The sequence below is a fragment of the Thermus caldilimi genome, assembly GCF_004684245.1.
Lineage (GTDB): Bacteria > Deinococcota > Deinococci > Deinococcales > Thermaceae > Thermus > Thermus caldilimi.
The window spans coordinates 1,857,160-1,883,214 of sequence record NZ_CP038452.1 but is presented as its reverse complement, the minus strand read 5'-3'; the positions used below and the strand labels follow the sequence as shown (position 1 = coordinate 1,883,214).

Here is a 26,055-nt window from a genome sequence, read left to right as displayed (position 1 = left end):
TACGCTTGCGGGGAATCCGCGCGGCGGATAAACTAATGCATGCAATGATGCATCAAAAGCGCAGGATGAGCGCCACCGAGGCCCGGGTCCACTTCGGGGAGGTACTCCGGCGGGTAAGCGAGGGAGAGGTGATCCTGGTGGAGGGGCGGGGCAAGCCCTTAGCGGTCATCCTCTCCCCTGAGGCCTACGAGCGCCTGAAGGGGGAGGGAGAGGACCCCCTAAGGGCCATCCTCAGCGTGAACCGGAACATCCGGCAGCGCCTAGGCCAACCCCTTACCCCCCCGGAAGAGGTGATCCGGGCCATGCGGGAGGAGCGGGACCGTGAGCTTCTTGGTCCTGGACGCTAGCTTCCTGGTGCGCCTCCTCTTGGCGGAGTCGGAGGAGACCCCCGCCGTCCAGCACTACCGGGAGTGGAAGGCCAAGGAACTGGAGATGGCCCTCCCCAGCCTGGCCCTTTACGAGGCAGCCAACGCCCTGTACCGCTACGCCCGAGCTGGGGAAACGACCCTGGGGGAAGCCCAGACCCTTTGGCGCCAAGCCCTGCGCCTGGGCTTCCGCTACTTTCAGGAGCCCTGGATCCACACCCGGGCCTTGGAGCTGGGCCACGAGTTGGGGCTGGGAGCGGTCTACGACGCCCACTACCTGGCCTTGGCCGAAGGGCTTGCCGCCCCCTTTTGGACGGCGGACCGGAGGCTATACCAGAAGGCCCTCGAGGGGCAGGCCAAGGGCCTCCTGCCGGGGGTTTCCCTTCACCTCCTAGGCCCATGACCCTAGGCGAGCTCAGGGAAGAGGTCTGGAACACCCTGGCCCGCTACGACCTGGCCCTCCACCCCACGCCCCCCCACGGCCACCACCCCAACTTTCTGGGGGCCAAGCGGGCAGCGGAACACCTCCTCCGCACCCCGGAGTTTCAGAGGGCCAGGCTCATCCTGGCGGGGATGGACGCGGTGCTGAAACCCTTGAGGGAGGAGGCCCTAAAGGCGGGCAAGGCCCTCCTCCTCCCCCACCCCGACCGCCCGGGGGAGTTCCTCCTCCTCAAGGACGTGGACCCCAGGCGGCTCAAGCGGGTGCGGGAGGCCTACCGCCACGGGGTGAAGGTGGAGCTGAAGGGCCAGCCCATCGACCTGGTCCTTATCGGGGCCGTGGCCGTGGACGAGGAGGGGGGGTGGGTGGGGAAGGGCTACGGCTTTCCCCAGGCCTGGCTCGCCGTGGAAGCGCCCTTCGCCACCCTGGCCCACGCCCTCATGGTCTACCCCAAGCTCCCCGTGGAGCCGGAGCGCCGGGTGGACCTCATCGCCACCCCAGCGCGGCTCATCCGGCCCTAGAGGGCAAACTCCTTAAGGAGCCCCTCGAGGTCCAAGGCCTCCTTCTGCCCCAGGGCGGGGTAAACCTCGGGGTAGCGGGGGAGGTAGGCCCTGAGGCGCTCCTCAAAGGTGGGCACCTCCGCCTTCCAGAAGACCCCTATGGGGATCCGTTCTCCCCACTCCGCTGCTTTTTCCTGGAACCGCGCCATCTTACGATCTAGCTCCTCCGGGGGAAGCCCTTCGGGAACATGGGAGTCGTAGCCCTCCTCCTGGAGCCGGTAGATGCGGGGGGCGAACCACTCCTTGGTGTGCAGGTCGTTGTAGGTGGGACAGGGCTGGAGGACGTGGAGGAAGGCCAGGCCTCGGTGCTGGATGCCCTCCTTGATGAGCTCCTTCAGGCCCTTCACGTCGTAGGCGTAGCCCCGCCCGATCCAGGTGTAACCGGCGGAGAAGGCCAGGAGCAGGGGGTTAATGCGCCCTTGGGGGTTGGGCTTGGGCAGGCTTTTGGTCTTCTCCCCCAGGCCCAGGGTGGGCCCCGCCTGCCCCTTGGTAAGGCCGTAGACCTCGTTGTCGTAGAGGATGTAGAGCATGTCCACGTTGCGGCGGCCCGCGGCCACGAAGTGCCCCGCCCCGATGCCCAGGCCATCCCCGTCCCCGCCCACCGCCACCACCGTGAGGTGGGGGTTGGCCAGCTTGGCCCCCTGGGCCACGGGGAGGACGCGGCCGTGGAGGGTGTGAACCCCGTACACGTTGAGGTAGTGGGGGGTCTTGGCCGAGCAGCCGATCCCGGAGAAGACCGCGGTTTGGCTGGGGTCTTTCCGCAACTCGAAGAGGGCCATCTGCAAGGCCGAGAGGATCCCGTAGTCCCCACAGCCCGGGCACCAGTCGGGCTGTTTCTCCGCTTTGTAGTCGGCGAGCTTGAGCTCCAGCATCCTAAACTCCTTTCCTGAGCACCAGGCGCTCCGGCGCCTCCTTTGCCAGCACCGCCCGCAGCGCCTCCACCGCCTCGTCCAGGGTGATGGGGCGGCCGTTGTACTTGACCACCCGGTGGTGGACCCGCTTTAGCGTTTCCTGCTGCACCAAGTCGGCGAGCTGCCCCGAGTAGTTGTGCTCCACGGTGACGATCCGCTTCCCCTCCAGGAGGGGAGCGATCTTGGGGAAGGGCCAAAGAAGCCTGAGGTGCAGATACCCCACCCCGGGGAGGTGGTCCAGGGCTTCCAGAAGGGTGCCCTTCACCGTGCCCCAGCCCAGGACCAGGACCTCCCCGTCCCGAAAGAGGATGTACTGGTCCTCCGGGGGGATCTCCTCCTGGGCGGTCTTGAGCTTCTGCATGCGCTTTTCCATCTGGTATTCCCTTAAGGCAACGTCCTCGGTGATGTGCCCCTCGAGGTCGTGCTCGTCGGAGGTCATCCAGTAAAAGCCCCCAGAGGTACCGATGGGGATGAAGGGGGAGATGCCGTCCTCCGAGGGAGCGTAGCGCTCATAGGGGCCAAACCCCTCTTTTCTGGGCGCAAGGCGCTTTTCCCCATCCAGCTGGAGCACCCTAAGGGCCTCCTTGGGAAGGCTTTGGGCCATGGAGGCCAGGAATTTGTCCAAAAGATGCACCACCACCGTCTGGTAGCGCCAGGCCCAGGCCAGGGCCTTCTGGGCATCCAGGAAGGCATCCTCTATATCCCCAGAGGCCAGGACGATCCTGGGGTACTCCCCGTGCCCGCCCCGGATGGCGAACATCAGGTCGCCCTGCTCGGTGCGGGTGGGAAGACCGGTGCTCGGGCCACCCCGCTGGTAGAGGGTCACCACCAAGGGGGCCTCAATCATGCCGGCAAAGCCCAGGCCCTCGGCCATGAGGCTGAAGCCGGGGCCGCTGGTGGCGGTGGCGGCCCTGGCCCCGGTGAGGGCCGCCCCCACCGCCATGGTCACCGCGGCGATCTCATCTTCCGTCTGGACCACGGCCACGCCCGCCCCTTGGAAAGCGGTGTGGGCCTCGAGGTAAGTGGACTCGTCCGTAGCCGGGCTGATGGGGTAGTAGGTCTGGAAGCGAAGCCCGCCAGCCAGCTTGCCCAGGGCCGCCGCCTGGGCCCCGGTGAGGTAGACCCGGCCCGGCTCGTACCCGTTTAGGTGAAGCTGGAAGGAAAGCCTGGGCACCTCCTCCCGGTATACCGCCTCGGCCACCTTCTGGTTTAGCTCCAATACCTTACCCCTAAACTGCAGGGCCAGAGCCTCCAGCAAGGGTTCCAGGGGGAAGCCCAGGAAGTGGAGGCTCGCGGCCACGGCGATGGTGTTCAGGGTACGCCGGGCCTGCAGGGAAGGGACACCCAGCTCCGCCCCAATCCGGTCCGCCACCTCCTCAAAGGGGTAGGGCAGGGGCTGAACCCCCGCTTCCACGTAGGCCTGCAGGAGATCCTTCAGGCTGGGGTCCAGCTTCCCAAAGCGTTCCGAAAGAGCCTCCGCCACCCGGTGGTCCAGCATGGGAAGCTTGTGCACCGTGAGCTCCAAGACCCGGGGATCGTAAAGGAGCACCCCTCCAGAGCGAATCTCCTCCAGGTGCCGGGCCAGGGTCTCCCCGTCCAGGGCCACCAGCATGTCCACCTTTCCTCGGAAGGCCGCCACGGGTTTTCGCGAGAGGCGCACATCCAGGTAGGAGTGCCGCCCCATGATGTTGGAGTGGTACTCCCGCTTGGTGGCCACCCACCAGCCCCCCTTGGCCACCGCCCGGGCGAAAAGGGTAGCCGCCGTCTCTATCCCGCCCCCTTGAGGGCCGCCCACGCGCCAGGTGAAGTCTTCCATAAGCCCTCCTTTGCTCTTTGATACCCTACTCCTTAAGGGTCCAGCTTGGCTAGGGGCATTTGCCCAAAGGGACCTATTCTTCCTGGTCCGCCTGGTGAAGCCGCTTGCCCCAGAGGCTTTGCGGGCGGTGGTGCTCCAGGACCAAGGCCCGCACCTCGGGGTCCTGAATGCGCTCCGCAGCGTACAGGGGGTGGTGGCGTCGCACCTGGAAGGCCCCAAAGATCCCCCTCCGCAAGGGATAAGGGGGTACGGGGAGGGCGTAAAGCCCGGTAAGGATGCGCTCCAGGGGGCGGTAGGGCCTCAGGACCTTTCCCGCATCGTGAAGCAGGGCAGCCCGGATGGCGAAGACGGGGGCGTCAGGGTAATGCCTCAGGAGCCGGCGGGCCACCCGCACCGCATGGGCCCGGTCCCTGGGATCCATTGCAAGGTAAAGGGCGCGCTCCTCCCCCTGCAGAAGGGCCAGGGCAAAGGCATCGTCCGGCTCTTCCCCTCGAGGCAGGAAGGCCAGAAGGAGGCGCCTAAGCCTCTTTCCCAGCCTCCGGACCCCCCGCCCGAAGCCTTGGCCTCTGCGACCCAGCAAGGGGCTAAATGAACTTCTTCAGCATGGTGGCGATCTCCTCGGGCTTTTTGGGGTCCACCTTGCCCTCGGAAACCTCGGCGGCGCAGATGTTGAGGAACTCCTCCAGGATCAAGGTGGCCGCCGCCTCCATGGCCTTTTTGGTGGCGGTCATCTGGGTAAGCACCTCGTCGCAGGGACGCCCCTCCGCCACCATCTTCTGCAAACCCCTCACCTGGCCTTCGATACGCCGTAGCCGCTTAAGGATGTTTTCTACGGTCTCTTGACCCAGCTCGGTGGTCTTGGTCATGGGGGCATTATATACCAGTACCCCCTATGTCGTCTTCGCTCAGCGGCTCCTCGGCCTCGGGAAGCTTGGGTCTGCGCACCCATAGAACCCGCGCCCCCAAGAGCCGGGTGATCTCCGCCAGGCGCCGGTTGGGATCCTCAGGAAGCCCTATGGGTTCCTCCGCCATGGCGTCTTGGCCGAAGGGGTCTTCCTCCCCTCGCCAAGGAGCTTCCGCGGAAGGCGGCCTTTCGGCTGGCTCGGGCAAGGCCTCCCACAGCTCCTCCTCCCCTCCAGGAAAACCCCTGGCCTCCTGGACACTCCCATGGGGCAGGGCTGGGGAAGCGGGCTCGGCGGCCTTGGGCTCTTCCCCACGCCCACGTTTTTCCCCGGGCAAAGGAAGGTTCCGGGAAGGAGGCCTAGGGTCTGGGCTTTTTTTTTCCAGGAGAAAGACCACCTCCTCGACCCCGAAGTGGGCCCGCACCAGGGGGAGAAGGGTGGCCCTTTGGTCCTCAGCCCGCTTGTGGTGGAAGGCCTTGCTCTCGGGGAAGCGAAGCACCAAGCGCCCTTCTTCCAAGCCCGGCCGGGCCTCCCGGAGGAAGGCCCTCAGGGTGGGCTTCAGGGCCTCCAGGAACACCCACCACCTCCCGGCCAGGTCCGCCCCCACCATCTCCCTGGAAGGGCCTGTTTCCTTGGCACCCGACGGCACCAGGGGCTTGGTGGGATGGAACTCGGGCAGGTCTTCCTGGGAAGCCCCTTGCCCACGCAAATGGGCCGGCTCTTCAGGCAAAGCCGCCTCGGCCCGCACCCCTTCCCCGGAGGGAGGGCTGACCGCGGGCTGAACCTCCCCCTTGCCCGGCTGGAACAAGGGGGCCGCCGGGAAAACCCTGGCCGCCTGCAACAGGGCTGCCTCCAGGGCCAGGAGGTCCGAGCGCTTGGCAAGGCGCTCCGTGGCCTCGTCCAAGGCGGTGAGGGCTTCCAGTAAGGCTTCGGGAGGAGCCTCGAGGCCCTCCCCCGGCAGGCCGTGGGCGGCGTATAGGGCTTCCCGGAGCACCTCCATGAGCCCTCCCACCAGGCTCCTTGGGGCGAAGCCCTTGGCGTAAAGCCCCCGAGCCTCCGAGAGCACTTCCTTAAGGTCCCCCTGGGCCAGGCCCCGGGCCAGGCGGGAAAGCGCCTCGCTGGGCGGAAGGCCTAAGGCCTCCTCCACCTGCTTTCGGGTCAAGGGACCTTCCAGGAGAAGCAGGCGGTCCAAAAGGCTTTCCGCATCCCTAAGCGCCCCGTCCGAAAGCCTTGCCACCAGGAGAAGGGCGTCCTCCTCCGCCTCCCTCCCCATCTCCTGGAGGATGCGTTGGAGCTTAAAGGCGATCTCCTCCTCCGTGAGGCGGCGGAAGCGGTAGTGCTGGGTTCGGGAAAGGATGGTGGGGGGCATCCTTTCGGGCTCGGTGGTGGCGAAGACGAAGAGCACGTGGGGCGGAGGCTCCTCCAGGGTCTTGAGGAGGGCGTTGAAGGCGCTTTTGGAGAGCATGTGGGCCTCGTCCAGGATGAAGACCTTCCTGGGGGCGGAAAGGGGGGCGAGGAGGATCCTCTCCCTAAGCTCCCGCACGTCCTCCACCGAGTTGTTGCTGGCGGCGTCGATCTCCACCACATCGGGGTGGGCTCCCTTTTGCACCGCCTGGCAGTGGGCGCAAACCCCGCAAGGGCGCTCCGCCCCCTGGCACCCCACGGCCATGGCCAAGAGCCTTGCGGTGGTGGTCTTCCCCACCCCCCGCGGGCCGGAAAAGAGGTAGGCCTGGGCGAGGCGTCCTTCCCGGATGGCCCGCACCAGGGGCTCCTTCACATGCTCCTGGCCCACCAGCTCCTCAAAGGTGAGGGGGCGGACCCGGCGGTAAAGGGCGCTCACAAGGGCTAGTATAGGGCTTGGTGCGGAGCTTTCTCTCCCTCCACGTGGAGGCCCCGCTGGAAAGGGTGCCGGCCTGGGCTCAGGGCAAAACCCTGGGGGCCGGGGTCTACCTGGTTCCGGATCCTCCCTGGGTGAGCCTCTACCACGAGGCCCTCGAGGCCCAGGAGGACCCCCAGGCCATCCGGGCCTTCCTGGAGGAACTTTCCCAACTGGGGAAGGCCCTGGCCTTCCTGGTCCTGGCGGAGGAGGAGCTTCTTTTTCTCCTGGCCGAAGGGGGAAAGGTCCAGGCGGAGCTGGCCCAGGGAGCGGAGCTAGGGGAAAGGCTTATGGCCCCTTCGGAGCTGATGCCCCTGCTAAAGAAGGCCAGCGGCATGCCCCCGGTAAGCGCAGTGCAGGCCCTAGCGGCCCATTTCGGCCTCCACCCCGACCACGCCGCCTTGGGCTTTTTGGACCTCCTGGAGGCCGAGGAGGAAGGGGACCTGCCCGAGGAGGTGATCTACCTTGAGTGAACCCTTGTTGGTGAAGGTGGGGGGAAGCCTAAGGGGTGCCGAAACCCTGCTGGACGAACTCGCCAGCTACCCCGGCCCCCTGGTCCTGGTGCACGGGGGCGGGCCGGAGATCGGGGCCTGGCTTACCCGCCTGGGTCTGGAAAGCCGCTTTGAGGGAGGCCTGCGGGTAACGCCCCCTGAGCACATGGAGGTGGTGGAGATGAGCCTGTGCCTCACGGGGAAGCGCCTGGCGGAGGGGCTTTCCCGAAGAGGGCGCAGGACCCTTTCCCTTTCCGGCCGGGATGCCCTGGGCCTACAGGGAAAGGCCCTACCCCACCTGGGCCGGGTGGGGGAGGTGGTGGGGGTGGAAGTGGGCTTGCTCCTGGACCTCCTGGAAAAGGGCTACACCCCCCTCCTCGCCCCCATCGCCCTGGACGAGGAGGGCCCCTTGAACGTGAACGCCGACACCGCCGCCGGAGCGGTGGCCGGGGCCTTGGGGTGGCCTGCCCTTTTCCTCACGGATGTGCCCGGGGTCTTAAGGGACCCCAAGGATCCCGCCACCCGCTTCCCCCACCTCACGCCGAAGGAAGTGGACGACCTGAAGGCCCAAGGGGTGATCCAGGGGGGCATGATCCCCAAGGTGGAAGCGGCCTTAAGCGCCCTTAGGGCAGGTGCCCCCTGGGCCGCCATCGCCCGGGGGGAAAGGGGAGTCGTGGCCGGGGTTTTGCAAGGGGAGAGGGGAACCCGGTTCACCCCTTAGCCAAAAGCTCCAAAAAGGCCAGGACGAACCCGGGCAGGTCCTTGGGCCCTTGGGCGGTCACCAGGTTTCCATCCACCACCACCCCAGCCTCTTGGTAAAGCCCCCCGGCGTTCTCCAGGTCGTCCCGGATGGAGGAAAACCCCGTGACCCGCCTGCCTCGCACCAGCCCGGCGCTGATGAGAACCCAGCCCGCATGGCAGATGGCCCCGATGGGCCTTCCCTCTTCCGCCACCCGGCGCACCAGGGCCAGCACCTCAGGGCTTCTTCTCAGGTAGTCGGGGGCGAAGCCTCCGGGAATGAGGAGGCCCGCCAGCCCCGGTGCCTCCCGGGCGCTTACCTCCGCCTTCCAGGAAAAACCCGACTTGGCCCTGTACTCCCGGGCCTCAGAACCGATGACCACCGGAGTATACCCCGCCTCCTGCACCCGGTAGTACGGGTACAGGAACTCCCGCTCGTCAAAAAGGTCCGCCAGAAGAATCCCCACTCGCTTCACGCCACACCTCCAGGAACTCCTTAAGGATATTCCCCGTCACCCCCCAGATGTCCACCCCCCGCCAGGGAAAATGCCAGACGGTGCGGCCCAGACGCACCTCGCTCCAGGGGTTTACTTGGAGAAGCTCCTCTAATGGGGCCAGGAAGACCTCGGCCACCTCGAGGGGATTAGGCCTTAGGGGAGGAAGATCCTCCCGGAAAACCACCACCGGCTGGACCAGGAAACCCTGAGGGGAAAGCACTGGGGCAAGGTACCCCAGGGGCTCCACCCCCAAAAGGCCCACCTCCTCCGCGGCCTCCCGCAGGGCGGCCTCCAAGGGGGTTTCCCCCGGTTCCACCGCTCCTCCCGGGAAGCTGATCTGCCCGGCGTGGGTGGGAAGGTGAGGACTCCTTAGGGTGAAAAGGAGGCTTTCCCCAAGAAGGGGCACGGCCACCGCCGCCAGGCGGAAGCCCTCGGGAAGGGCTAGCCCTCCTGGCAGGCGCTCTGGGAGCGCCTTCTTAAGGCGGTCTCGGGGTCCAGGCCCCTCTTGGCGAAAAGCCCCACCAGGTTCCAAAGCGCCTCCTCGAGGTCCCCTTTCTCCAGGGCCGCCCTCAGGCCCTCCTCGCTTCCCGGATCCACGCCCTTTCGCTGGAGCTCATAGGCCCGAAGCAGGGTGGGAAGGTGCTTGGGTAGCCCACAGGGCTCCTCCTTTTTCCCTTCCTCCGCCTTCAGCTCTTCCCAGCGGGCCTTCACCTCTTCCGGGGTTTTGGCCGTGCCCTCCCCGAACACATGGGGGTGGCGGCGGATGAGCTTTTCCACGATGCTGCTTTCCACGTCCTCGTAGGAGAACCGCCCTTCCTCCTCGGCGATGACGCTGTGAAAGGCCACCTGCAAAAGCACATCCCCAAGTTCCTCCGCCATCTCCTTGGAATCCCCTCTTAAAAGGGCATCCGCCGCCTCGCTGGCCTCCTCCAAAAGGTACGGGATGAGGCTTTCATGGGTCTGGGCCCGGTCCCAGGGGCAGCCCCCAGGGCCCCTGAGGCGGCGCATCACCTCAAGAAGTCGCTCCATGCCCCCCATTCTCCCTCAGGAGGAAACCCCCTGCCAGGGAAAGGCCCACCAAGAGCAGGGAAAGGGGGTCCACCGGAGCCCGCTCCAGCACCCACCCCCCGGGCCCCGGGGCGGGTAGACCTGTGATGCGGGTGAGGAGGAAAAGCCCCCCCATCACCCCCACCAGGTACCGCCCCAAGCGCCGCCAGCCCGGGCCTATGGGCACCTCCAGAAGGGGCAGGAGGAGCAAGGAGAGGCCGTAGCCCAGCTCGAGGGCCAACAGGCCCATGAAGAGAAGGGCGTACCAGAACCCCGGGGTCTGGAAGGCCAGGGCGGGGTTCTGCACCAGGAAAAGCTCCCCACATAGCCCCCCGCCCAAAGGGGTCTTCCCAAAGCCCAAAAGCTGTAGGAAAAAGGGAAGGATGAGCAAAAAGGCCGCCAGACGGAGGCGCATGCCCTATGCTACCGGTCCCGACGGGCAAAGACCAGGGCGCCCAATAGGGCTAGGACAAGCCCTGAAAGGGCCAGGTAAAGGAAACCCAGCCAAGGCCCCACCTCCCCAAGCCGCTCCGCCACCAGGTACCCCAGGGGCCCGGTAAGTACCGGGGCCTTCAAGCTGGCCAGGAGCCCCACCCGGTGGATCTCCTGAGGGTTGAGAAGCAGGGCCAGGGTGAGAAGGCCCTCCAGGGGATAGTCCTTAAGGCGCACCGACAGGGCCACCACCAGGGGTCCATAAAGGATGTTCAAGAGGCCGAAAAGGCCAAACCCCAGGCCCAGGGCCCGCTTTTCCTCCAGGGTCAAGGCGGAAAGCAGGGCGGCAAGGCCCACCCAGAAGGCCAGGAGGCCAAGGCCGGAAAGCAAAAGCCATAAGGCGGCCTTCCCGGAAAGCCCCAAGAATCCCGCCCCCAGGAGAAGGCCGGGCATGAGGGGAAGCCCTAGACCCAGGAAGATCCCCAGGACCCCCTGGCCGAAGCCCCGGAAGGCCCCCAAGGAAAGTCCAAGGAGGAAGGCCCACTCCTCCCTCGAGGCCAATAGGGGCACCCCCAGGGCCAGGACCAAGGGAGGAAGGAGGAGGAGAAGGCCCGAGTACAGCCCCACCAGCCCCACCCCCTCTCCCCGTCCCAGGAAGCCCAGGGCCAGGAGGAAGGGAAGGAGGAACAGGCCGAAGGTCCAGGGGTTGCGGGTGATCTCCTTGAAGAAAAGGGGGCTCATGGAGCCTTGGAAGGGGAAAAGATGTCGGCAGGCACCCAGGGGCGCTTCTCCCCCTCCTTAAGCGCCTGGGCCCAGGTGAGGATCCGTCCACCCCCCCGCTCGGGCCGCTCCTTAAGGTGCCCCTCCAAAGCCTCCCGGCTGGCGAAAGCCAGAAGCCCCGAGCCCATGGGGGTGCGGATCCTGGGATGGTGGTAGAGCACCGCCCCTTCCGCCGGGATCCATCTAGGGGCCGTGCGGGTGCTGGCCGCAAAATCCGCCAGGTACACCTCCTTGGCCGTAAGGCTCGGCCCGCCCCAGCCGTTCAGCTGGTCCAGGAGGCAGGCGGGGTCGTCGTAGAAGAAGGCCTTCCCCTGGGGGTTCACCGCCTGGGCGGCGTGGCGGGCGTCCAGGATGGTCATGAAGCAGTAGGGGCAGGCGTCCACCCCTACCCTTAGGCCTCGAGGAGCCGCCAAGGCCTTTAGGAAAAAAGGAAGGGAAGCAAGAAAGACTCTCCGGTTCAGTTTCACAGCCTCCCTCGGTGTCTCTCCAGGGGGTCTTTCTCCGGCCAAGACCCCCTGTCTTACCCCTAGTGGCTAGACCCGTGGCTGGCTGGCTTCGGCAATGTGTACTCCTTGGGGTCCAGCACCGCCTGCTTGCTATGGTAGAACCTAGCGAAGGTCTCGTCCACCTCCAAGTCGCCTATCTTCCCAAAAATGCGGAACTGGTAGTTCCCCGGAACCCCAGGGATAAACCAGCCGCGGTAGTAACCGGGCTGACCATGAGCCTCGCTAAGCTCTAGGAGCATCCTCTCCCCATTAGGGGCTATGAGTTCTACCCGAAGGGTCTTCTCCAGGCCTTCCACAGGCTGGTCCCCTCTCGTAACCCGGAGGTCCACCGAGTTGGGAAAACCAGCAAAGGCGGGGTTCTGCAAGAAACCGATGACCACCCTGTACTCCCCCACCTGCCGGCTCTCATGTGCCAGGGTCCAGAGGCCCGTCAGCATTAGAAGCCAGATCACCCACCTCATCGCATCACCTCCTTAGTGGCTGTGTCCTTCTCCTTGTGGACCCAAAAGCCCCGCGTGCTGGGCCAGGAGGGCCACTAGGTTCATTTCGGGAAGGGGGGCCAGGTCCCAAAGGGTTTGGAAGCTGTAAAAACGCTGGCGGCCGTGCTGGGCCTTGTTCCTCTCCGCGAACTCCTGGGCCGCCTTGGCGCTGGCGAAGGCCAGGAGCTTGGCGTTCATCACCACCATCATCTTCTCCCCCCAGTAATAGGTGGCGGCCCGGGCCGGGACCAGGCGCACGCTCTCCTGGGGGCGGGCAGGGTCGTAGGCCCCCCGGTCGGTGACGTAGAAGGTGGCCCCTTCCCCGTCCCTAATCCCGAGCACCCAGGCGTAGTTCACCATGCAGGCGATGCTCTCAAAGTGCAGGGCCTCCACCACCTGCTTGGGGTCATGGGGGGCGGGCCTGGGCTTCTCAAAGGCGATCTGGGAATAGGTTTGCTCGAAGAAGCCCTTGGGGAAGGTGCGCCCCCGCCACTGCCCCTCTGGGGTCTTGATGGGCATGCCGCAGAAGGCGCACTGGCCGTCCTCCCAAGGGATGGGCTTGGCGGGGATCACCGCGCCCGGGGAGGCGGCGGGAGCCGCCCCGCCCATCGTCCCGTGTCCCCCGTGCTGGGCCAGCACCGGGGCCGCCACCACTAGACCGCTCAAAACCTTCAGCACCTCACGCCGGTTCCTCATAGAGCACCTCCATTAGCCAGGGGACGCGCTCGTCCCTTAGGCCCAAAACCACTTCGGGGGGGCCTTCCTCCAGGACCTCACCCCCCTTCAGGAGCACCAGATGGTCCGCCCGCCGGGCCTCCTCCACGTGGTGCAGGGCCAGGAGGACCGCCCCCTCCCGCTTGGCCCCTACCCAGGCCCAGAAGCGCTCCCGCCCCTTGGGGTCCAAGGCGGCGGTGGGCTCGTCCAGGAGCCAGATGGGGGGGTCCCCCATGAGGGCTGCGGCCAGGGCCAGGCGCTGGCGCTGCCCTCCGGAAAGGACGGCCACAGGCCGGTGCAGAAAACCTTCCAGGCCCATGCGCTCCACCACCTCCTCCAGGGCCCTTTTCCCCAAGCCCTTTACCCGTCTGGCTCCCTCCAGGACCTCGAGGGCCTTCAGGTGGGGAAAAAGCCTGGGGCTTTGCGGGAGGTAAGCCCGAAGGGGCAAGGCCTTGGGGTCCCGGGGGGCGCGGCCCAGGAGGCGGGCCTCCCCCCCATCGGGCCCTAGGCGCCCGGCGAGGAGGGCCAACAAGGTGCTCTTCCCCGCCCCGTTGGGGCCCAAAAGGCCCACCACGCCCCCCTCCACCCGGAGGCTCACCCCTAGGAGCCGCCCCCGCTTCCTCAGGCCCTCCACCGCCACCATAGGACACCTCCCAAAAGACCTAGGACCAGCCACCCCCCATGGGGCCGGGTTTCCCTGGCCAAGGGCTCCGCCTTGGGATCGGCCAGGGCCACCAGCCTTAGCCCCGGCACCTGGGCCTCCGCCGCCTCCCAGAGGAGCACCCCTGGGGAGAGGGCGAAGAGGGAAAGCTCCGGCTGGCGGGCCAAGAGGAGGGCGAAGGAGCCCGTGGGCAGGTGGGGAACAGGAAGGCCAGAGGCCCGGTCATACAGGTTCCCCACCACCCGGGCTTTGGCCTCGGGATCGTCCACCGCAAGGTCGTAAAGGTTCCCCTGGAAGGCGTTTTTCTCTACCCAAGCCGAGTTCCCTCCCCGCTCCCGGGTGATGCGCAAGGCGGTGCCATTTTCCCGGAAGCCGTTGCCCCACACCCTCACCCCCTGGGCGTCCATGAGGACCAGGCCTAGGGTGTTTTCCGCAAAGAGGTTTTCCTGAACCTCCGTTTCCCGCTCGTCCTGGACCAGAAGCCCGTAGCCCACCGGGCTTTTGTGCCCATAAAGCCGGTTTCCCCGCACCAGGTTCTGCGCCCCATGCATCACCGCATTGCCCACGCCGTTATCCCGGGACAGGTTGCCCTCTATGCCCACCTGCCAGGAGAACATCACGTGGAAACCATAGCGGCCGTTCCTCTCCAGAAGATTGCCCCTAATCTCCATCCCCGGGCTGTACTCCACGTAGATCCCATCCATGAAGCCCTGGAGGTGGCTTCCCTCCACCCGGACCTTAGGGCTGGAGTAGACCAAAACCCCCGGGGAATCCTCGAGGCCCCGGGCCTTAAGCCCCCGGATGGTGGCCCCCGGGGAATCCTCCACCCGCACCGCAGCGGGGGCCTCCTCCACCCTCACATCCTCCAGCAGGCATCCCTCGCACCCTCGGAGGTAAACGGCGGCGTCGGGCTCAAAGAAATCCCCCTCGGGCCCCGCCCCCACCACCCTTAGTCCCCGCACCTTGATCCCCGGGGCGAGGAGGCTCAGGGTGTGCCCCTTGTTCCCCCGCAGGACTGCCCCCTGCCCCTCCACCGCCAGGTTGGGGGTGGAAAGCACCAATGGACCCCTTACCTCCCCTTCCAGGCGAAGCACCGGAGCGGCCAGCCCTGGAAGGGCCAGGAAGCCCAGGATAAGAACGGGCCGCATCGCCCCTAGGATAGAAGGGAAGGACGGGACATCTGTACTCCCCACCCCTGGGGAGTACAGATGTCCCTCCCCTCCTGGTAGCCTGGAGGTATGAGGTGGCTCTTCCTGTTGCTGGGAAGTGTGGCCTTGGCCCAGGCTGTGGCCACCCCGGGCTGGGTCCGCCTGGTGCCCCCGGTGGTGAAGGACACCGCCGCCTACCTGACCCTGGAAAACCGGGGCAAGACCCCCTTGCGCCTGGTGGGAGCCGAAACGGATGTGGCCGAGCGGGTTTCCTTCCACCAGGACCATAGGGAACACCGGGGAGGCCAGGTGGTCCTGGGCATGCGCCCCCTTCCCTACCTGGACATTCCCCCAAGAGGCCGGGTGGAGTTCCGCCCGGGCAAGTACCACCTCATGCTGGAGGGGCTTAAGCGCCCCCTGAAAGCAGGGGAGAAGGTGGCTTTGGTCCTGAGGTTCCAAGACGGCAGCAGGCTCAGGGTGATCCTGCCGGTGGAGATGCGATGAAAGGGAAACTCCTCTTGCCCGTACTCCTGGTCCTCGCCCTGGTGGGGGTGGCCTACCTCCTCCTGCCCAAGGGCTCCCACGCCTTCTACGGCACCCGGCTTCTGAATCCCAAGCCCGTGGACTTCACCCTCGAGGGGCCCGAGGGCCCGGTACAGCTTTCCCAGCTTAAGGACAAGCTGGTCCTCATCTTCTTCGGCTACGTCCACTGCCCCGACGTCTGCCCCACCACCATGCTGGCTTTAAAACGGGCCTACGAGAAGCTCTCCCCCCAGGAACAGGAAAGGGTACAGGTGATCTTCATCAGCGTGGACCCCGAGCGGGATACCCCACAGATCTCCGACCAGTACGCCAAGGGCTTCCACCCCAGCTTCCTGGGCCTCACGGGAAGCCCGGAAACCATCCAGGAGGTGGCCCGGACCTTCGGGGTCTACTACCAGAAGACCCAGTACCGGGGCCCGGGGGAGTACCTGGTGGACCACACCGCCACCACCTTCGTGGTGAAAGAGGGGAACCTGATCCTCCTCTTTAGCCCGGACAAGGTGGAGGAAACGGAGAAAGTCGTGGGGGACCTCCGGGCCTTGTTGTAACAGGGATTCCCAAGCCCAAGAAAGGAATCAACCCAGGGCCACATCCAGGGCCATCATGAGGGCGAAGCCCGTCATCACCCCGAAGGTGGAGATATCCCCGTTGCCCTCCGCCTGGCTTTCCGGGATGACCTCCTCCACGATCACGAAGACCATGGCCCCTGCCGCCAAGGCCATGAGGTAGGGCAACAGGTAGAGCATCTGCGTGACCAGAAGAGCTCCCAGAAGGGCTCCTAAGGGTTCCACGATGGCGGAAAGCTGCCCATAAAACCAAGCCCTCCCCGCCCCGATGCCCGCCCGCCTTAGGGGCCAGGCCACCGCCAAACCCTCGGGGAGGTTTTGCAGACCGATGCCCACCGCCAAGGCCACGGCCCCGCCCAGGGTGGCCGCCCCTGTGGGGTCAAGCCCCGCAGCCCCAAAGGCCACCCCCACCGCCAGGCCCTCGGGGAAGTTGTGGAGGGTGATGGCCAGGATCAGCAAGGTGGTGCGCCGCCACAGGGTATGGATCCCTTCCTCCCGGGCCCCCGGGCCCAGATGGACATGGGGAAGAAACCGATCCAGTAGGCGCAAAAAGGCCCCACCTAGGAGAAAGCCCACCACGGCGGGCACCCAGGGGATCATTCCCTGGGATGCGGCCATCTCCATGCCGGGAAGGAGGAGGGAGAAGACGCTGGCCGCCAGCATAACCCCCGCGGCAAAGCCCAGCATCCCATCCAGGAGCTTGCGGCTAGGCTCTTGCGCCAAGAACACGCTGGCCGCCCCCACTGCGGTAAGCCCCCAGGTGAAGAGCCCCCCTAAGAGGGCGTAGAGGAAAACCGGGGTTTCCATGCCCCCTAGTTTAGGCATACCTAAACCCGAAGGCAAGCCTGGGTTGGAGTATCCTGAGGTAAGGTATGCTGGATAAGCTTGCGCGCCTAGAAGAGGAATACCGGGAGCTGGAGGCGCTCCTCGCCGACCCCGAGGTCCTCAAGGACCAAAAGCGCTACCAGGCCCTCTCCCGGCGCTATGCGGAGATGGGGGAGGTGATCGCCCTCATCCGGGAGTACCGGAAGGTCCTCGAGGACCTGGAAGGCGTGGAAGGCCTCCTGGAAGACCCCGAGCTAAAGGAAGTGGCCAAGGCGGAAAAGGAAGCCCTCCTTTCCCGGAAGGCGGAGCTGGAAAAGGCCTTGGAACGCCACCTCCTGCCCAAGGACCCCATGGACGAGAGGGACGCCATCGTGGAGATCCGCGCCGGCACCGGGGGCGAGGAGGCCGCCCTTTTCGCCCGGGACCTCCTGGAGATGTACCTGCGCTTCGCCGAGGAGATGGGGTTTGAAACCGAGATCCTGGACTCCCATCCCACGGACCTGGGAGGCTTCTCCAAGGTGGTCTTCGAGGTGCGGGGGCCCGGGGCCTACGGCACCTTCAAGTACGAAAGCGGGGTCCACCGGGTGCAGCGGGTGCCGGCCACGGAAACCCAAGGACGCATCCACACCTCCACGGCCACGGTGGCGGTGTTGCCCAAGGCGGAGGAGTCCGACTTTCAGCTCAACATGGACGAGATCCGCATCGACGTGATGCGGGCCTCGGGGCCTGGGGGCCAGGGGGTGAACACCACGGACAGCGCGGTGCGGGTGGTGCACCTGCCCACGGGCATCATGGTCACCTGCCAGGACTCCAGGAGCCAGATCAAGAACCGAGAGAAGGCCCTGATGATCCTGCGTAGCCGCCTCCTGGAGATGCGGCGGGCGGAGGAGGCGGAGAAGCTTCGCCAGACCCGCCTGGCCCAGATCGGCACCGGGGAGCGTTCGGAGAAGATCCGCACCTACAACTTCCCCCAGTCCCGGGTCACGGACCACCGCATCGGCTTCACCACCCATGACCTCGAGGGCATCCTCTCGGGGCACCTCCAGCCCCTTCTTGAAGCCCTCAAGCGGGCCGACCAGGAACGGCAGCTGGAGGCCTTGACGGAAGCGTGATGCGCCGCGAGATCCTGGTGGTGGCGGCCATCCTGCTGGACCGCCAGGGGCGGGTCCTCCTGGTGGGGAACGACTGGGGCCGGCGGGGCCAGGTGCGCTACACCCTCCCCGGGGGCACCGTGGAACCCGGGGAGACGGTGCTGGAGGCCCTGGTGCGGGAGGTGCGGGAGGAAACGGGCCTCCGGGTGAAGACCGTTGAGCACCTGGCCTACGCCATCCAGGTGGAGGACCGCCGCAAGAACGAGCGCACCCTGGCCCTGGCCTTCAGGGCCAGCTACGAGGGGCTTTTAAACCCCCGCGATCCCGACGGCCACATCGTGGAGGCCCGCTTCTTCACCCCAGAGGAGGTGGCGGCAAGGCTTCAGGGCCACCGCCCCCTGCAGGAGCCTCTTCTGGACTACCTGGCGGGGGAACGGGGGCGGTTTTACGCCTACACCGGCTGGGGCCAGCCGGGCACCCGGGTCTGAAGGCCACCCCTCGCGGACCCGGTCCGCATGGAGCATGGCCCCGAGTTCCAGGAGAAGAGCGAAGGACGGCAAAGGGGAGTTAGGGGCCTAGCTTGCGCTTCAGGTAGGCGGTGAGTTCCTCGATGGCCCTGCGCAGGGCCCGCTGCTCCTCCGCCAGGGCCTCGAGGGGGTCCTTGGCTCCCTCCGGCGCGGAAAGGGTCTTGAAGAGGAGGGTGGGGTTGCCGCACCGAGGGCAGACGAGGCCTGCGGGGCGGACCGAGGGAGCGTAGAAGACCCGGGTGTGGCACCGAGGACACAGGAGGTACTTGACCCCCGAGGCCTCCCCCTTGCGCACCGCCTCCTCCAGCTCGAGGGCCTCCTCCCGGGGAAAGCCCAGGAAGAAATCCTCCCCCACTTGAACGGAGGCTGGATCCTCCCGGGTGGGTTTCAGCTCCCCCTGTCCCCCCTCGGGGGTTTCCCAGGTAAACCCGTTCCAGCGGAAGTGGCGAAGGTGCCTTCTCCCTTCCAGATCCTCAATCTCCACGATGAGCTGAAGGACGGGATCCTTGGGATAGTAGTACAGACGCACCGCCTGCACCCCGGAAAGGCCCTTGCTGCGGGGCAGGGTGTAGGCCAAAGGACCCTCCCCCTTGGCGGGGTAGCCCACCAAGCGCTCCAGGTCGTAGAGGGTGAGGCCGGGGCGCTCCATATCCCCGAAGAGGAGGCTTTCCACGTAGCGGAAGGCAGCCGCCAGATCCGAGCCTTGCCCCTGACCGAAGCCGGGGTTCATAAGACCAGTCTATCCCAAAAAACAGTACGGAGAAACCCAGCCCCTACGGGACTAGCCACCTCGCTTTCCTTCAAGGGCCCTCCATAATGGAGGCATGGCGTTGCTCTTCACCCCCCTGGAACTCGGCGGCCTCCGGCTGAAAAACCGCCTGGCCATGTCCCCCATGTGCCAGTACTCGGCCACCTTGGAAGGGGAGGTAACCGACTGGCACCTCCTCCATTACCCCACCCGGGCCCTGGGGGGCGTGGGCCTGGCGATCGTGGAGGCCACCGCTGTCCTCCCCGAGGGCCGTATTAGCCCCCAGGACCTCGGCATCTGGTCGGAGGATCACCTTCCGGGCCTGAGGGAGCTCGCCCAGAGGATCCGGGAAGCGGGGGCGGTGCCGGGGATCCAGCTGGCCCACGCCGGGCGCAAGGCGGGGACCGCCAGGCCCTGGGAAGGAGGCAAGCCCCTGGGCTGGCGGGTGGTGGGGCCAAGCCCCATCCCCTTTGCCGAGGGCTACCCCGTACCCGAACCCCTGGACGAAGCAGGGATGGAGCGCATTCTAAAGGCCTTCGTGGAAGGAGCCAGACGAGCCCTTAGGGCAGGCTTTCAGGTGATCGAGCTCCACATGGCCCATGGCTACCTCCTTTCCTCCTTCCTCTCCCCCCTCTCCAACCAGCGCACCGACGCCTACGGGGGAAGCCTGGAAAACCGCATGCGCTTTCCCCTCCAGGTGGCCCAGGCGGTGCGGGAAGTGGTGCCCAAGGAGCTTCCCCTTTTCGTGCGGGTCTCCGCCGCGGACTGGGGGGAAGGAGGATGGGGCCTAACGGACACCCTGGCCTTCGCGGAGAGGCTCAAGGCCCTGGGGGTGGACCTGCTGGACTGCTCCAGCGGGGGGTAGTGCCCAAGGTGCGGATCCCCGTGGCCCCCGGCTTCCAGGTGCCCTTCGCCGATGCCGTGCGCAAGAAGGTGGGCCTGAGGACAGGGGCCGTGGGCCTCATCACCACTCCCGAGCAGGCGGAAACCCTCCTGCAAGCGGGAAGCGCCGATCTGGTGCTTCTGGGCCGGGTCCTCCTCCGAGACCCCTACTTCCCCTTACGGGCCGCCAAGGCCTTGGGCGTGGCCCCGGAGGTGCCCCCCCAGTACCAGAGGGGGTTTTAGCACCCCCGGCCAGATCCTGGCTTAGGGACACGGTCGGCTAGGGAGAAAGGGCGGGGTGATGAAGGAGCCAGCGCACCTCCCGCCTCAGGGTTTCAGCAAAGCGGGGGGTTCTTTCGGGCAGGGCCTGCCACTCGGCCAGGGTATAGACCAAGGCCTCCGCAGGCACGGGAAGCTCCTCTAGGGGCAGGGTTAGGGCCCGTTGCCAGGAAGGAAGGGAAGAGGACTCCACCACCAAAAGGAGATCCAGGTCGCTTCCCACCCCGTAGTCGCCCCGGGCGTAGGAACCGAAGTAGCCCAGGGCCAGGAGGCCGGGGATGGGGTGGCGGATCATCCAGGCCTGAAGGGCACCTTCCACTTCTTCCCGGCTAGGCCATCTGAGCACGGCAGAATTCAAGGATTTCACGGGCATAGCGCACCGCCTCCTGGCTTTGCAAGGGGCCATAGTGCTCCGCAGAAGGCCCCTCGGGAAAAGCATCGGGGTACCGGGTGGGTATGTAGAGCCCATCCAGGTAGCGGGCTTTCTCCACCAGGTCTTGAGGAACCTCCAAGGGTAACTCCTTGAGAAGCCGGGCCACCACATGCCCCCAAGCCTCCTGGTCCAGGTGGAGGTGGAGGGCTTTCACCGCCTTCTCCGCGGCCTGCTGGGCGGCAAAACAGGCCCACTCGTGCCGGCCTGCCTTCCGGGCGATCTCAGCCATCTCCAGGTCCCATTCCGCCTGGAGAAGCCAGTCCTTAGCCCGGTTCACCCCTCCAGTTTACCGTAGACTGTTCCCCATGAAGGCCGTACGGGTGCATCAGACAGGCGGGCCGGAGGTCCTGGCCCTCGAGGACCTCCCCACCCCCGAGCCAGGGCCAGGGGAGGTTTTGGTAAAGCTTTTGGCCATCGGGGTTAACTACATCGACACCTACAAGCGCAAGGGCCTTTACCCCATGCCCCTTCCCTTCACCTTAGGGGAGGAAGGAGCCGGGGTGGTGGAGAAGGTGGGCGAGGGCGTGCTTGGGGTGACCCCCGGGGACCGGGTGGCCTTCGCCAACGTGCAGGGGGCTTATGCAGAGTACCAGGTGGTGCCCGCAGAGAGGCTCGTCCCCGTGCCCCAGGGGCTGGACCCCAAGCTCGCCGCCGCGGCCCTCCTCCAGGGCATGACCGCCCACTACCTCCTGAAGAGCACCTACCCCGTGGCCCCCGGGGACCAGGTCCTGGTGCACGCGGGGGCCGGGGGGGTGGGGCTCCTCCTCATCCAGTGGGCCAAGCGGCTCGGGGCCACGGTCTACGCCACCGCCAGCACCGAGGCCAAGCGGGCCCTGGCCAAGGAGGCCGGAGCGGACTACGCCTTGCCCTACGAGGGCTTCGCCCAGGCGGTGCGGGCCCTCTCGGGGGGCGGGGTGGATGTGGTCTACGACGGGGTGGGGCAGAGCACCTTTGAGGGGAGCCTCGAGGCCCTGCGCCCTCGGGGGGTTTTGGTCCTCTTCGGCCAGTCCTCGGGACCCGTGCCCCCCATGGACCCCCAGGTGCTGAACCGCAAGGGAAGCCTCTTCCTCACCCGCCCTACCCTTCACCACTACACCGCCACCCGTAAAGAACTCCTCTTTCGGGCGGGGGAGGTCTTTGAGGCCATCCGGGAGGGGTGGCTTAGGGTGCGCATCGGGGCGGAGTTCCCCTTGGAACAGGCCCGGGAAGCCCACGAGGCCCTAGAGGGGCGGAAGACCACGGGCAAGGTGCTCCTGGTCCCCTAATGCGGGTAAACCCAGGGGGGCGCTCAGTGGCCCAGGAGCCGGAGGCCGGAGAAGGCCAGGAGGAGGGCCAAGAGGAGGAGCAGAACCCGCTCCGTGACCAAGCCCAGGAGGAGGCCGCCTCCCAAAGCTCCCCCCAGGAGGGAGCCCAGGCCCATGGCCAGAAGGAGCCCGCCCCGCCGCCACAGCACGGCGAAGGTGCGGTCCTGGCTGTACTGGGCGAAAGCCGCCAACATGGTGGGCAGGCTGATGAGGAGGGAAACGCTCCCCGCCAGCCGGGGCTCGAGGCCGAAGACCAGGACCAGGGTGGGGATGAGGAGCTCCCCTCCCGCCACCCCCATCACCGCCGCCACCCCGCCGATGCCCAGGCCCAGGAGGAAGCCCACCCCCTGGAGGAGGAGGGGGGAGAGGCGGAGGGGATCTTGCGCACGGGCCAAGGTTTCCAGAACCAAGACCCCGGCCAGGAGGAGGAGCAGGAGGCCCATGGTCCGCCGCAGGAGGGCGGGGGGCACCCTCCGGGCCCAGCCCGCGGCCCCAAAGGCCCCGAGGACGCTCCCCATGAGGAGGGCCAGGGCCTGCCTTCCTCCCTCCAGGACCTCCCCCCAGGGGACGTGGCCCAGGCGGGCGGGTAGGCTCACCCCCACCACCAGGAGGCTCAGGGCCTTGTTGGCGATCACCGCCTCCAGGGGAGCGAGGCCGAAGGGGTAAAGGAGAAGGGGCAGCCTGAGCTCCGCCCCCCCAAGCCCCAAAAGCCCCCCGAAGGCCCCCACCCCCAGGCCCACCAGGAAGGCCAGGAGAACCCCTCCCCTCATGGGGCCCCCTTGCGGCTTATCCGCAGGAAGAAGCGCTTCTCGGCGGGGAGGGGGGCCTCCAAGCCCCCGAAGCGGGCCTCGGCCCAGGCCCGGACCGCGGCCATGGCCCGCCGGTGGGCCGCCTCCGGCACCTCCTGGGCGAAGTGGAAGACCCGGTGTTCCAAGAGTTCCAGGAGCTCCCTCAGGGGTCTTTCCTCCCGCCAGGCCACCACCTCCCGCACCTCGGGGGCGAGCCCTAAGGCCCTTAGGGCCTCCCCCACCTCCTGAAGCCGCCGCCCGTGGAGCCCCCGCTCCACCCCTATCCCCTCCCACCCCAAGGCCGACTCCCAGACGCGGAAAAGGGCCTCCTCCTCCGGGGAGGCGATCCGCTCAAACCCTTCCAGGAGCACCCCCCCTGGGCGCAGCACCCGCAAGGCCTCCCGCAAAACGGCCTCCCACTCCTCCACCAGGTGCCAGAAGCGCACCAGGAGGACCCCGTCCAGGCTCTCCCCGGGAAGGGGGATGGCCCGGGCGTCCGCCAGGAGAAGCTCCCAGCCCGAAAGCCCGGCCGCCTTTTCCCGGAAACGCCGCAGCATCTCCGGGTCCTGGTCCAGGCCCAGGTAGCGGCACCCCAGGCGCAGGAGGGGCAGGGCCATGGTCCCCGTGCCCGCCCCGATCTCCAGCAGGGTGGGCGGGGCCTCCCCTTGGGGCAGGGCCTGAAGGATGGCCTGGGCAATGGCTGCCGCTACCTTGGGAGGGTAGCGGCGGAAGCGGTCAAAGCGTTCGGCTTGCTCCGGGGTCATGGCCACGGGACACCTCCCGCAGGTAGAGGGCGATCCGCTCCGGGGGCACCCGGTAGAGCTGGGCCAAGCGCTCGGGGGTGAGGAGGGTCCCTGGAGGCCCCTCCCCCAGGACCTCCCCCTGGCCCAGGAGGAGCACCCGGTCCGCCACTTCCCGGGCATGCTCCGGCTGGTGGGTGCTGAAAAGAACGGCCTTGCCCTGCTCCTTTAGGAAACGGATCTGGTCCAGAACCCGCAGCTGATTGCCAAAGTCCAGGTAGGAGGTGGGTTCGTCCAGGATGAGGACCTCCGCTTCCTGGGCCAGGGCCCGGGCCAGGAGGGCCAGCTGACGTTCCCCGCCACTTACCTCCGTGTAGGGTCGGTGGGCCAGGTGGGCGATGCCCAGGGCCTCCAGGGCCTGCCAGGCCCGTTCCCGATCTCGGGCCGAGGGCAGGGCGAAGGGGCCCAGGTGGGCGGTGCGCCCCATGAGGACCACCTCCTCCACGGTGAAGGGGAAAACCCCCTGGTGGGCCTGGGGTACGTAGGCCAACCTCCGGGCCAGGAGGGGACGGGGGTAACGGGCCAGGGGCTGGCCCTCCAGGTACACCCCTCCGGCAAGGGGGGGTAGGAGCCCCAGGAGGGTGCGGACGAGGGTGGTCTTGCCCGCCCCGTTGGGCCCCAGGAGAGCCACCACCTCCCCGGAGGCCACCCGCAGGTCCAGGTCCCAGAGCACAGGCCGCCCCCGGTAGCCCACGCCAAGCCCGCGGGCCTCGAGGCTCATCCCCGACCCCCTCGAGCCAGGAGGAAGAGAAAGGCCGGAACCCCCACCAAGGCGGTGAGGATCCCCAAGGGGATCTCCATGGCGGCCAGGGTCCGGGCCAGGGTGTCCGCCACCAGGAGGAATCCCCCGCCCAAAAGCGCGGAGGCAGGCAGGAGGCGGGACAGCTCCGGGCCCACCAGGAGCCGGGCCGCGTGGGGCACCACCAGACCCACCCAGCCGATGATCCCCGTGACGGAAACCGCCGCCGCGGTCATGAGGGTGGCCGAGGCCACCACTCCTGCCCGCAGGGCGGCCACGTTGGCCCCCAGGGCCAGGGCCTCCTCGTCGGGAAGGCTCAGGAGGTTAAGCCGCCAGCGGAGGAGGAAGAGGGGCAAGGCCCCTAGGGCCACCAGGGCCGCCAAGGGCGGCAACACCTGGGCGTTCACCCCGTTCAGCCCCCCCATGAGCCAGAAGGTGAGGGAGGGTAGTTGCACGCTGGGGTCCGCCAGCACCTTGACCAGGGAAATCCCCGAGGAGAACAGCGTGCCCACCGCTACCCCGCTCAGGACGAGGACCAGCACGGGGTCGTGCCGCCGCACCATCCGGGCCACCAGGTAGACCAGCCCCACCGCGAGGAGCCCCCCCAGGAAGGCCATCCACTGGACGAGCAGGAGGGGCAAGGAAAGGAGGATGGCCAAGGAGGCGCCAAACCCTGCCCCCGCAGAGGCCCCCAGGACGTCGGGGGCGGCCAGGGGGTTGCGGAAGAGGGTCTGGTAGGCGGCCCCGGCCAGGGCCAGGGCCGCCCCCACCAGCGCCGCCGCCAGAACCCGGGGAAGGCGCACCCCGAGGATTACCACCTGGGCGGTCTCCGTCGACCGCCCCAAGAAGACCTCCCCCACCTCCCTCAGGGACAGGGCGTACTGGCCCACAGCCAAAGCCCACACCCCAGCGACCAGGAGGAGCAGGAGGAGAAAGGCGAAGATCACCCCATGGGACCGCTTCCCCACGGGAAAGCCCCAGGAACCCTGGGCCAGGGGACGCATCTCAACCCCCTTGCAGGCCCGCCAGGAGGGCCTCCAGTTGCTGGGCGCTCGGCTCGAGGCCGTAGAAGAGGCGGTAGAAGAGCCAGGTTTCCACCCGCCAGTCCAGGGGCTCTACCCCCGCGTTCAGCCGACGGACCAGCCAACGCAGGCCCAGGAGACGGTTCACCCCCGGGGGCCCGTCCAGCCAGCCGAAGGGCAGGCTGGGCACCAGGTAGAGCTGCCCGGTCTGCACCGCCTTGAGGCGGCGCCAGAGGGGATCTTGCCGGGCCAGCTGGAAGAACGAGGCGTCTTGGGTGAGGATCAGGTCCGGCTGCCAGGCCAGGAGTTGCTCAAAGGAAACCCGGGTGAGCCCGCCCCGGCCTGCGGCTGCGGTCACGTTGACCCCACCCGCCACCTCGATGACCTCCACGTTGATGGAGCCCCCGAGGCCGGTTTCCAGACCGCTCGCCGTACGGGCCAGGTAGACTTTGGGTTTGGGCCCCGAGCGGGCCCGGTAGCGGGCGGCCTCGGCCAGGGCCACCCGGGCGTAGGCAGCCAGCCGCCGGGCTCGGTCCTCCACCCCGAGGAGCTGGCCCACCTCCAGAAGCTGCTCCGCGCTCTCCGTCAGGCGGCCGTCCACCAAGGCGTAAGGAATGCCCGTCTGGGACGAGATGCGCTCCGCCGCAGAAAGATAGGTGGCGTCCACGGTGCCCACGTCCAGGATGAGGTCGGGCTTTTGCGCGAGGAGGGTTTCCACGGAGACCGTGGCTGAACTGCCCACCAACCGCCCGTAGACGGGAAGCCCCCTTACCTCGGGCAACAGGTAGGCCAAGGCCTCCTGCCCCAACCGGGTGGGCCAGCCCAGGAGCTTCTCCGGGGCCAGGACATAGGCCATGACCGCCGCGGGCGGCCCGGCCACGAAAACCCGGCGCACCGGACCCCGCAGGGGGGGACCGAAAAGGCGGGTGAGCCGGGCCCCACCCTGGGCCCTGCCGAGCAAGGGGAGAAAGGCCAGGGAGGCTACGGTCCTGAGAAACGCACGCCGATGGGGATTTTGGGGCACGTCCAACACCTCCTTTGCAACCGCGGCAGGCGGCAGGGTTGCCCCCGCCACCCCGGGGCCATCCGGCCCGGCCCGGAAGGCCCAAGGGGTCTATCCGGGCTCGGAGGCAGGCCGATTTTACC

The 26,055-nt window shown here is 67.4% G+C and carries 34 protein-coding genes, 1 pseudogene and 1 riboswitch; of the genes and pseudogenes, 11 read left to right on the top strand and 24 right to left on the bottom strand.

The genetic code is table 11. The features are described from left to right. The first annotated feature begins 65 nt into the window (after positions 1 to 65). Genes EBI04_RS09915 through EBI04_RS09905 form a run of 3 tightly spaced genes read left to right on the top strand, consistent with a single transcriptional unit; the run spans position 66 to position 1,325 of the window. A complete protein-coding gene (locus tag EBI04_RS09915) occupies positions 66 to 347 on the top strand; it encodes a type II toxin-antitoxin system Phd/YefM family antitoxin (protein ID WP_240695279.1) in 282 nt (93 codons plus the stop codon). After that, positions 322 to 768 (top strand): type II toxin-antitoxin system VapC family toxin, encoded by a 447-nt coding sequence (locus tag EBI04_RS09910; RefSeq protein WP_135257325.1) that lies wholly within the window; start codon positions 322 to 324, stop codon positions 766 to 768. Before EBI04_RS09915 ends, EBI04_RS09910 begins: the two co-directional genes overlap by 26 nt. Next, positions 765 to 1,325 carry a 5-formyltetrahydrofolate cyclo-ligase gene (locus tag EBI04_RS09905; protein ID WP_135257324.1) on the top strand — a complete coding sequence of 187 codons (561 nt, stop codon included), beginning with the start codon at positions 765 to 767 and terminating at the stop codon, positions 1,323 to 1,325. Before EBI04_RS09910 ends, EBI04_RS09905 begins: the two co-directional genes overlap by 4 nt. Here EBI04_RS09905 and EBI04_RS09900 read toward each other — a convergent pair. From EBI04_RS09900 to dnaX, 5 genes are all read right to left on the bottom strand, one after another. After that, the gene (locus EBI04_RS09900) at positions 1,322 to 2,236 is read right to left on the bottom strand and encodes a 2-oxoacid:ferredoxin oxidoreductase subunit beta (protein WP_135257323.1); all 915 of its coding nucleotides are present in this window, start codon (positions 2,234 to 2,236) and stop codon (positions 1,322 to 1,324) included. The two genes, EBI04_RS09905 and EBI04_RS09900, sit on opposite strands and share 4 nt — an antisense overlap. 1 nt (position 2,237) lies before the next feature. Beyond that, positions 2,238 to 4,091, bottom strand: a complete 1,854-nt coding sequence (locus EBI04_RS09895) for a 2-oxoacid:acceptor oxidoreductase subunit alpha (protein WP_135257322.1) — start codon at positions 4,089 to 4,091, stop codon at positions 2,238 to 2,240. Between the two features lie 73 nt (positions 4,092 to 4,164). Further along, positions 4,165 to 4,626: an HD domain-containing protein gene (locus tag EBI04_RS09890; protein ID WP_135257936.1), complete on the bottom strand. Its 462-nt coding sequence runs from the start codon at positions 4,624 to 4,626 to the stop codon at positions 4,165 to 4,167. A 49-nt stretch (positions 4,627 to 4,675) separates the two neighbouring features. Continuing rightward, on the bottom strand, positions 4,676 to 4,957 hold the full coding sequence (locus tag EBI04_RS09885) for a metal-sensitive transcriptional regulator (protein ID WP_015716013.1): 282 nt from the start codon (positions 4,955 to 4,957) through the stop codon (positions 4,676 to 4,678). Between the two features lie 7 nt (positions 4,958 to 4,964). Further along, a complete protein-coding gene (gene dnaX / locus EBI04_RS09880) occupies positions 4,965 to 6,833 on the bottom strand; it encodes a DNA polymerase III subunit gamma/tau (protein WP_135257321.1) in 1,869 nt (622 codons plus the stop codon). 17 nt (positions 6,834 to 6,850) lie between these two features. Between dnaX and EBI04_RS09875 the strand changes: the two genes are divergently transcribed. Both EBI04_RS09875 and argB read left to right on the top strand, forming a co-directional pair. Next, entirely contained in the window at positions 6,851 to 7,342 is a 492-nt protein-coding gene (locus EBI04_RS09875) for a hypothetical protein (protein ID WP_135257320.1), read from the top strand. Continuing rightward, entirely contained in the window at positions 7,335 to 8,081 is a 747-nt protein-coding gene (gene argB, locus EBI04_RS09870; protein ID WP_135257319.1) for an acetylglutamate kinase, read from the top strand. The genes EBI04_RS09875 and argB overlap by 8 nt, the downstream gene beginning before the upstream one ends. Here the strand turns inward: argB and EBI04_RS09865 are convergent. Genes EBI04_RS09865 through EBI04_RS09820 form a run of 10 tightly spaced genes read right to left on the bottom strand, consistent with a single transcriptional unit; the run spans position 8,071 to position 14,362 of the window. Beyond that, positions 8,071 to 8,574 (bottom strand): type 1 glutamine amidotransferase domain-containing protein, encoded by a 504-nt coding sequence (locus tag EBI04_RS09865; RefSeq protein ID WP_135257318.1) that lies wholly within the window; start codon positions 8,572 to 8,574, stop codon positions 8,071 to 8,073. The genes argB and EBI04_RS09865 overlap by 11 nt on opposite strands. Then, a complete protein-coding gene (locus EBI04_RS09860; RefSeq protein ID WP_135257317.1) occupies positions 8,537 to 9,007 on the bottom strand; it encodes an NUDIX hydrolase in 471 nt (156 codons plus the stop codon). Before EBI04_RS09860 ends, EBI04_RS09865 begins: the two co-directional genes overlap by 38 nt. 29 nt (positions 9,008 to 9,036) lie before the next feature. Continuing rightward, positions 9,037 to 9,633 (bottom strand): MazG family protein, encoded by a 597-nt coding sequence (locus EBI04_RS09855; protein ID WP_135257316.1) that lies wholly within the window; start codon positions 9,631 to 9,633, stop codon positions 9,037 to 9,039. Next, the gene (locus EBI04_RS09850) at positions 9,608 to 10,057 is read right to left on the bottom strand and encodes a hypothetical protein (RefSeq protein ID WP_135257315.1); all 450 of its coding nucleotides are present in this window, start codon (positions 10,055 to 10,057) and stop codon (positions 9,608 to 9,610) included. The genes EBI04_RS09855 and EBI04_RS09850 overlap by 26 nt, the downstream gene beginning before the upstream one ends. 8 nt (positions 10,058 to 10,065) lie before the next feature. Further along, positions 10,066 to 10,815: a hypothetical protein gene (locus tag EBI04_RS13830; protein ID WP_135257314.1), complete on the bottom strand. Its 750-nt coding sequence runs from the start codon at positions 10,813 to 10,815 to the stop codon at positions 10,066 to 10,068. Next, a complete protein-coding gene (locus EBI04_RS09840) occupies positions 10,812 to 11,321 on the bottom strand; it encodes a nitrous oxide reductase accessory protein NosL (protein ID WP_240695278.1) in 510 nt (169 codons plus the stop codon). The genes EBI04_RS13830 and EBI04_RS09840 overlap by 4 nt, the downstream gene beginning before the upstream one ends. Before the next feature lie 59 nt (positions 11,322 to 11,380). Beyond that, positions 11,381 to 11,821: a hypothetical protein gene (locus tag EBI04_RS09835; protein ID WP_135257313.1), complete on the bottom strand. Its 441-nt coding sequence runs from the start codon at positions 11,819 to 11,821 to the stop codon at positions 11,381 to 11,383. Between the two features lie 12 nt (positions 11,822 to 11,833). Then, positions 11,834 to 12,535, bottom strand: coding sequence for a nitrous oxide reductase accessory protein NosL (locus tag EBI04_RS09830; protein WP_135257312.1), 702 nt, complete (start codon positions 12,533 to 12,535; stop codon positions 11,834 to 11,836). Further along, positions 12,519 to 13,196: an ABC transporter ATP-binding protein gene (locus EBI04_RS09825; protein ID WP_135257311.1), complete on the bottom strand. Its 678-nt coding sequence runs from the start codon at positions 13,194 to 13,196 to the stop codon at positions 12,519 to 12,521. The genes EBI04_RS09830 and EBI04_RS09825 overlap by 17 nt, the downstream gene beginning before the upstream one ends. Next, positions 13,175 to 14,362 (bottom strand): NosD domain-containing protein, encoded by a 1,188-nt coding sequence (locus EBI04_RS09820; RefSeq protein ID WP_167481938.1) that lies wholly within the window; start codon positions 14,360 to 14,362, stop codon positions 13,175 to 13,177. Before EBI04_RS09820 ends, EBI04_RS09825 begins: the two co-directional genes overlap by 22 nt. Before the next feature lie 90 nt (positions 14,363 to 14,452). Here EBI04_RS09820 and EBI04_RS09815 point away from each other — a divergent pair, with 90 nt between their 5' ends. Then, the gene (locus EBI04_RS09815) at positions 14,453 to 14,866 is read left to right on the top strand and encodes a copper chaperone PCu(A)C (protein ID WP_135257310.1); all 414 of its coding nucleotides are present in this window, start codon (positions 14,453 to 14,455) and stop codon (positions 14,864 to 14,866) included. Next, on the top strand, positions 14,863 to 15,453 hold the full coding sequence (locus EBI04_RS09810) for an SCO family protein (RefSeq protein WP_135257309.1): 591 nt from the start codon (positions 14,863 to 14,865) through the stop codon (positions 15,451 to 15,453). The genes EBI04_RS09815 and EBI04_RS09810 overlap by 4 nt, the downstream gene beginning before the upstream one ends. Before the next feature lie 27 nt (positions 15,454 to 15,480). On the opposite strand, the gene EBI04_RS09805 is transcribed toward EBI04_RS09810, so the two are convergent. Then, positions 15,481 to 16,278: a ZIP family metal transporter gene (locus EBI04_RS09805; protein ID WP_135257308.1), complete on the bottom strand. Its 798-nt coding sequence runs from the start codon at positions 16,276 to 16,278 to the stop codon at positions 15,481 to 15,483. Between the two features lie 65 nt (positions 16,279 to 16,343). On the opposite strand from EBI04_RS09805, the gene prfA reads away from it, so the two are divergent. Together prfA and EBI04_RS09795 are read left to right on the top strand one after the other, a co-directional pair. Then, on the top strand, positions 16,344 to 17,408 hold the full coding sequence (prfA, locus tag EBI04_RS09800; RefSeq protein WP_135257307.1) for a peptide chain release factor 1: 1,065 nt from the start codon (positions 16,344 to 16,346) through the stop codon (positions 17,406 to 17,408). Next, on the top strand, positions 17,408 to 17,875 hold the full coding sequence (locus EBI04_RS09795; protein ID WP_135257306.1) for an NUDIX hydrolase: 468 nt from the start codon (positions 17,408 to 17,410) through the stop codon (positions 17,873 to 17,875). The genes prfA and EBI04_RS09795 overlap by 1 nt, the downstream gene beginning before the upstream one ends. 79 nt (positions 17,876 to 17,954) lie before the next feature. Here the strand turns inward: EBI04_RS09795 and EBI04_RS09790 are convergent, their stop codons facing one another. After that, positions 17,955 to 18,644 (bottom strand): hypothetical protein, encoded by a 690-nt coding sequence (locus EBI04_RS09790; RefSeq protein WP_135257305.1) that lies wholly within the window; start codon positions 18,642 to 18,644, stop codon positions 17,955 to 17,957. Positions 18,645 to 18,738: 94 nt separating this feature from the next. On the opposite strand from EBI04_RS09790, the pseudogene EBI04_RS09785 reads away from it, so the two are divergent. Then, positions 18,739 to 19,787 (top strand): annotated as a pseudogene (locus EBI04_RS09785) (NADH:flavin oxidoreductase/NADH oxidase). Between the two features lie 37 nt (positions 19,788 to 19,824). Here EBI04_RS09785 and EBI04_RS09780 read toward each other — a convergent pair. Both EBI04_RS09780 and EBI04_RS09775 read right to left on the bottom strand, forming a co-directional pair. Further along, complete coding sequence (locus EBI04_RS09780) at positions 19,825 to 20,196, bottom strand: nucleotidyltransferase domain-containing protein (RefSeq protein ID WP_135257304.1); 372 nt, start codon at positions 20,194 to 20,196, stop codon at positions 19,825 to 19,827. Continuing rightward, entirely contained in the window at positions 20,153 to 20,533 is a 381-nt protein-coding gene (locus EBI04_RS09775; protein ID WP_135257303.1) for a HEPN domain-containing protein, read from the bottom strand. Before EBI04_RS09775 ends, EBI04_RS09780 begins: the two co-directional genes overlap by 44 nt. A gap of 28 nt (positions 20,534 to 20,561) precedes the next feature. Here EBI04_RS09775 and EBI04_RS09770 point away from each other — a divergent pair, with 28 nt between their 5' ends. Further along, positions 20,562 to 21,521 carry a quinone oxidoreductase family protein gene (locus EBI04_RS09770; protein WP_135257302.1) on the top strand — a complete coding sequence of 320 codons (960 nt, stop codon included), beginning with the start codon at positions 20,562 to 20,564 and terminating at the stop codon, positions 21,519 to 21,521. A 23-nt stretch (positions 21,522 to 21,544) separates the two neighbouring features. On the opposite strand, the gene EBI04_RS09765 is transcribed toward EBI04_RS09770, so the two are convergent. From EBI04_RS09765 to EBI04_RS09745, 5 genes are all read right to left on the bottom strand, one after another. Further along, entirely contained in the window at positions 21,545 to 22,330 is a 786-nt protein-coding gene (locus EBI04_RS09765; protein WP_135257301.1) for a TSUP family transporter, read from the bottom strand. Continuing rightward, positions 22,327 to 23,112 carry a class I SAM-dependent methyltransferase gene (locus EBI04_RS09760; RefSeq protein WP_135257300.1) on the bottom strand — a complete coding sequence of 262 codons (786 nt, stop codon included), beginning with the start codon at positions 23,110 to 23,112 and terminating at the stop codon, positions 22,327 to 22,329. The genes EBI04_RS09765 and EBI04_RS09760 overlap by 4 nt, the downstream gene beginning before the upstream one ends. Then, positions 23,084 to 23,869, bottom strand: coding sequence for an ABC transporter ATP-binding protein (locus EBI04_RS09755; protein ID WP_135257299.1), 786 nt, complete (start codon positions 23,867 to 23,869; stop codon positions 23,084 to 23,086). The genes EBI04_RS09760 and EBI04_RS09755 overlap by 29 nt, the downstream gene beginning before the upstream one ends. Continuing rightward, entirely contained in the window at positions 23,866 to 24,891 is a 1,026-nt protein-coding gene (locus tag EBI04_RS09750; protein ID WP_206202031.1) for a FecCD family ABC transporter permease, read from the bottom strand. The genes EBI04_RS09755 and EBI04_RS09750 overlap by 4 nt, the downstream gene beginning before the upstream one ends. A 1-nt stretch (position 24,892) precedes the next feature. Then, the gene (locus tag EBI04_RS09745; protein WP_135257932.1) at positions 24,893 to 25,933 is read right to left on the bottom strand and encodes an ABC transporter substrate-binding protein; all 1,041 of its coding nucleotides are present in this window, start codon (positions 25,931 to 25,933) and stop codon (positions 24,893 to 24,895) included. Continuing rightward, positions 25,927 to 26,051, bottom strand: a riboswitch (molybdenum cofactor riboswitch). (Overlaps the previous gene by 7 nt.) Positions 26,052 to 26,055 lie beyond the last annotated feature (4 nt).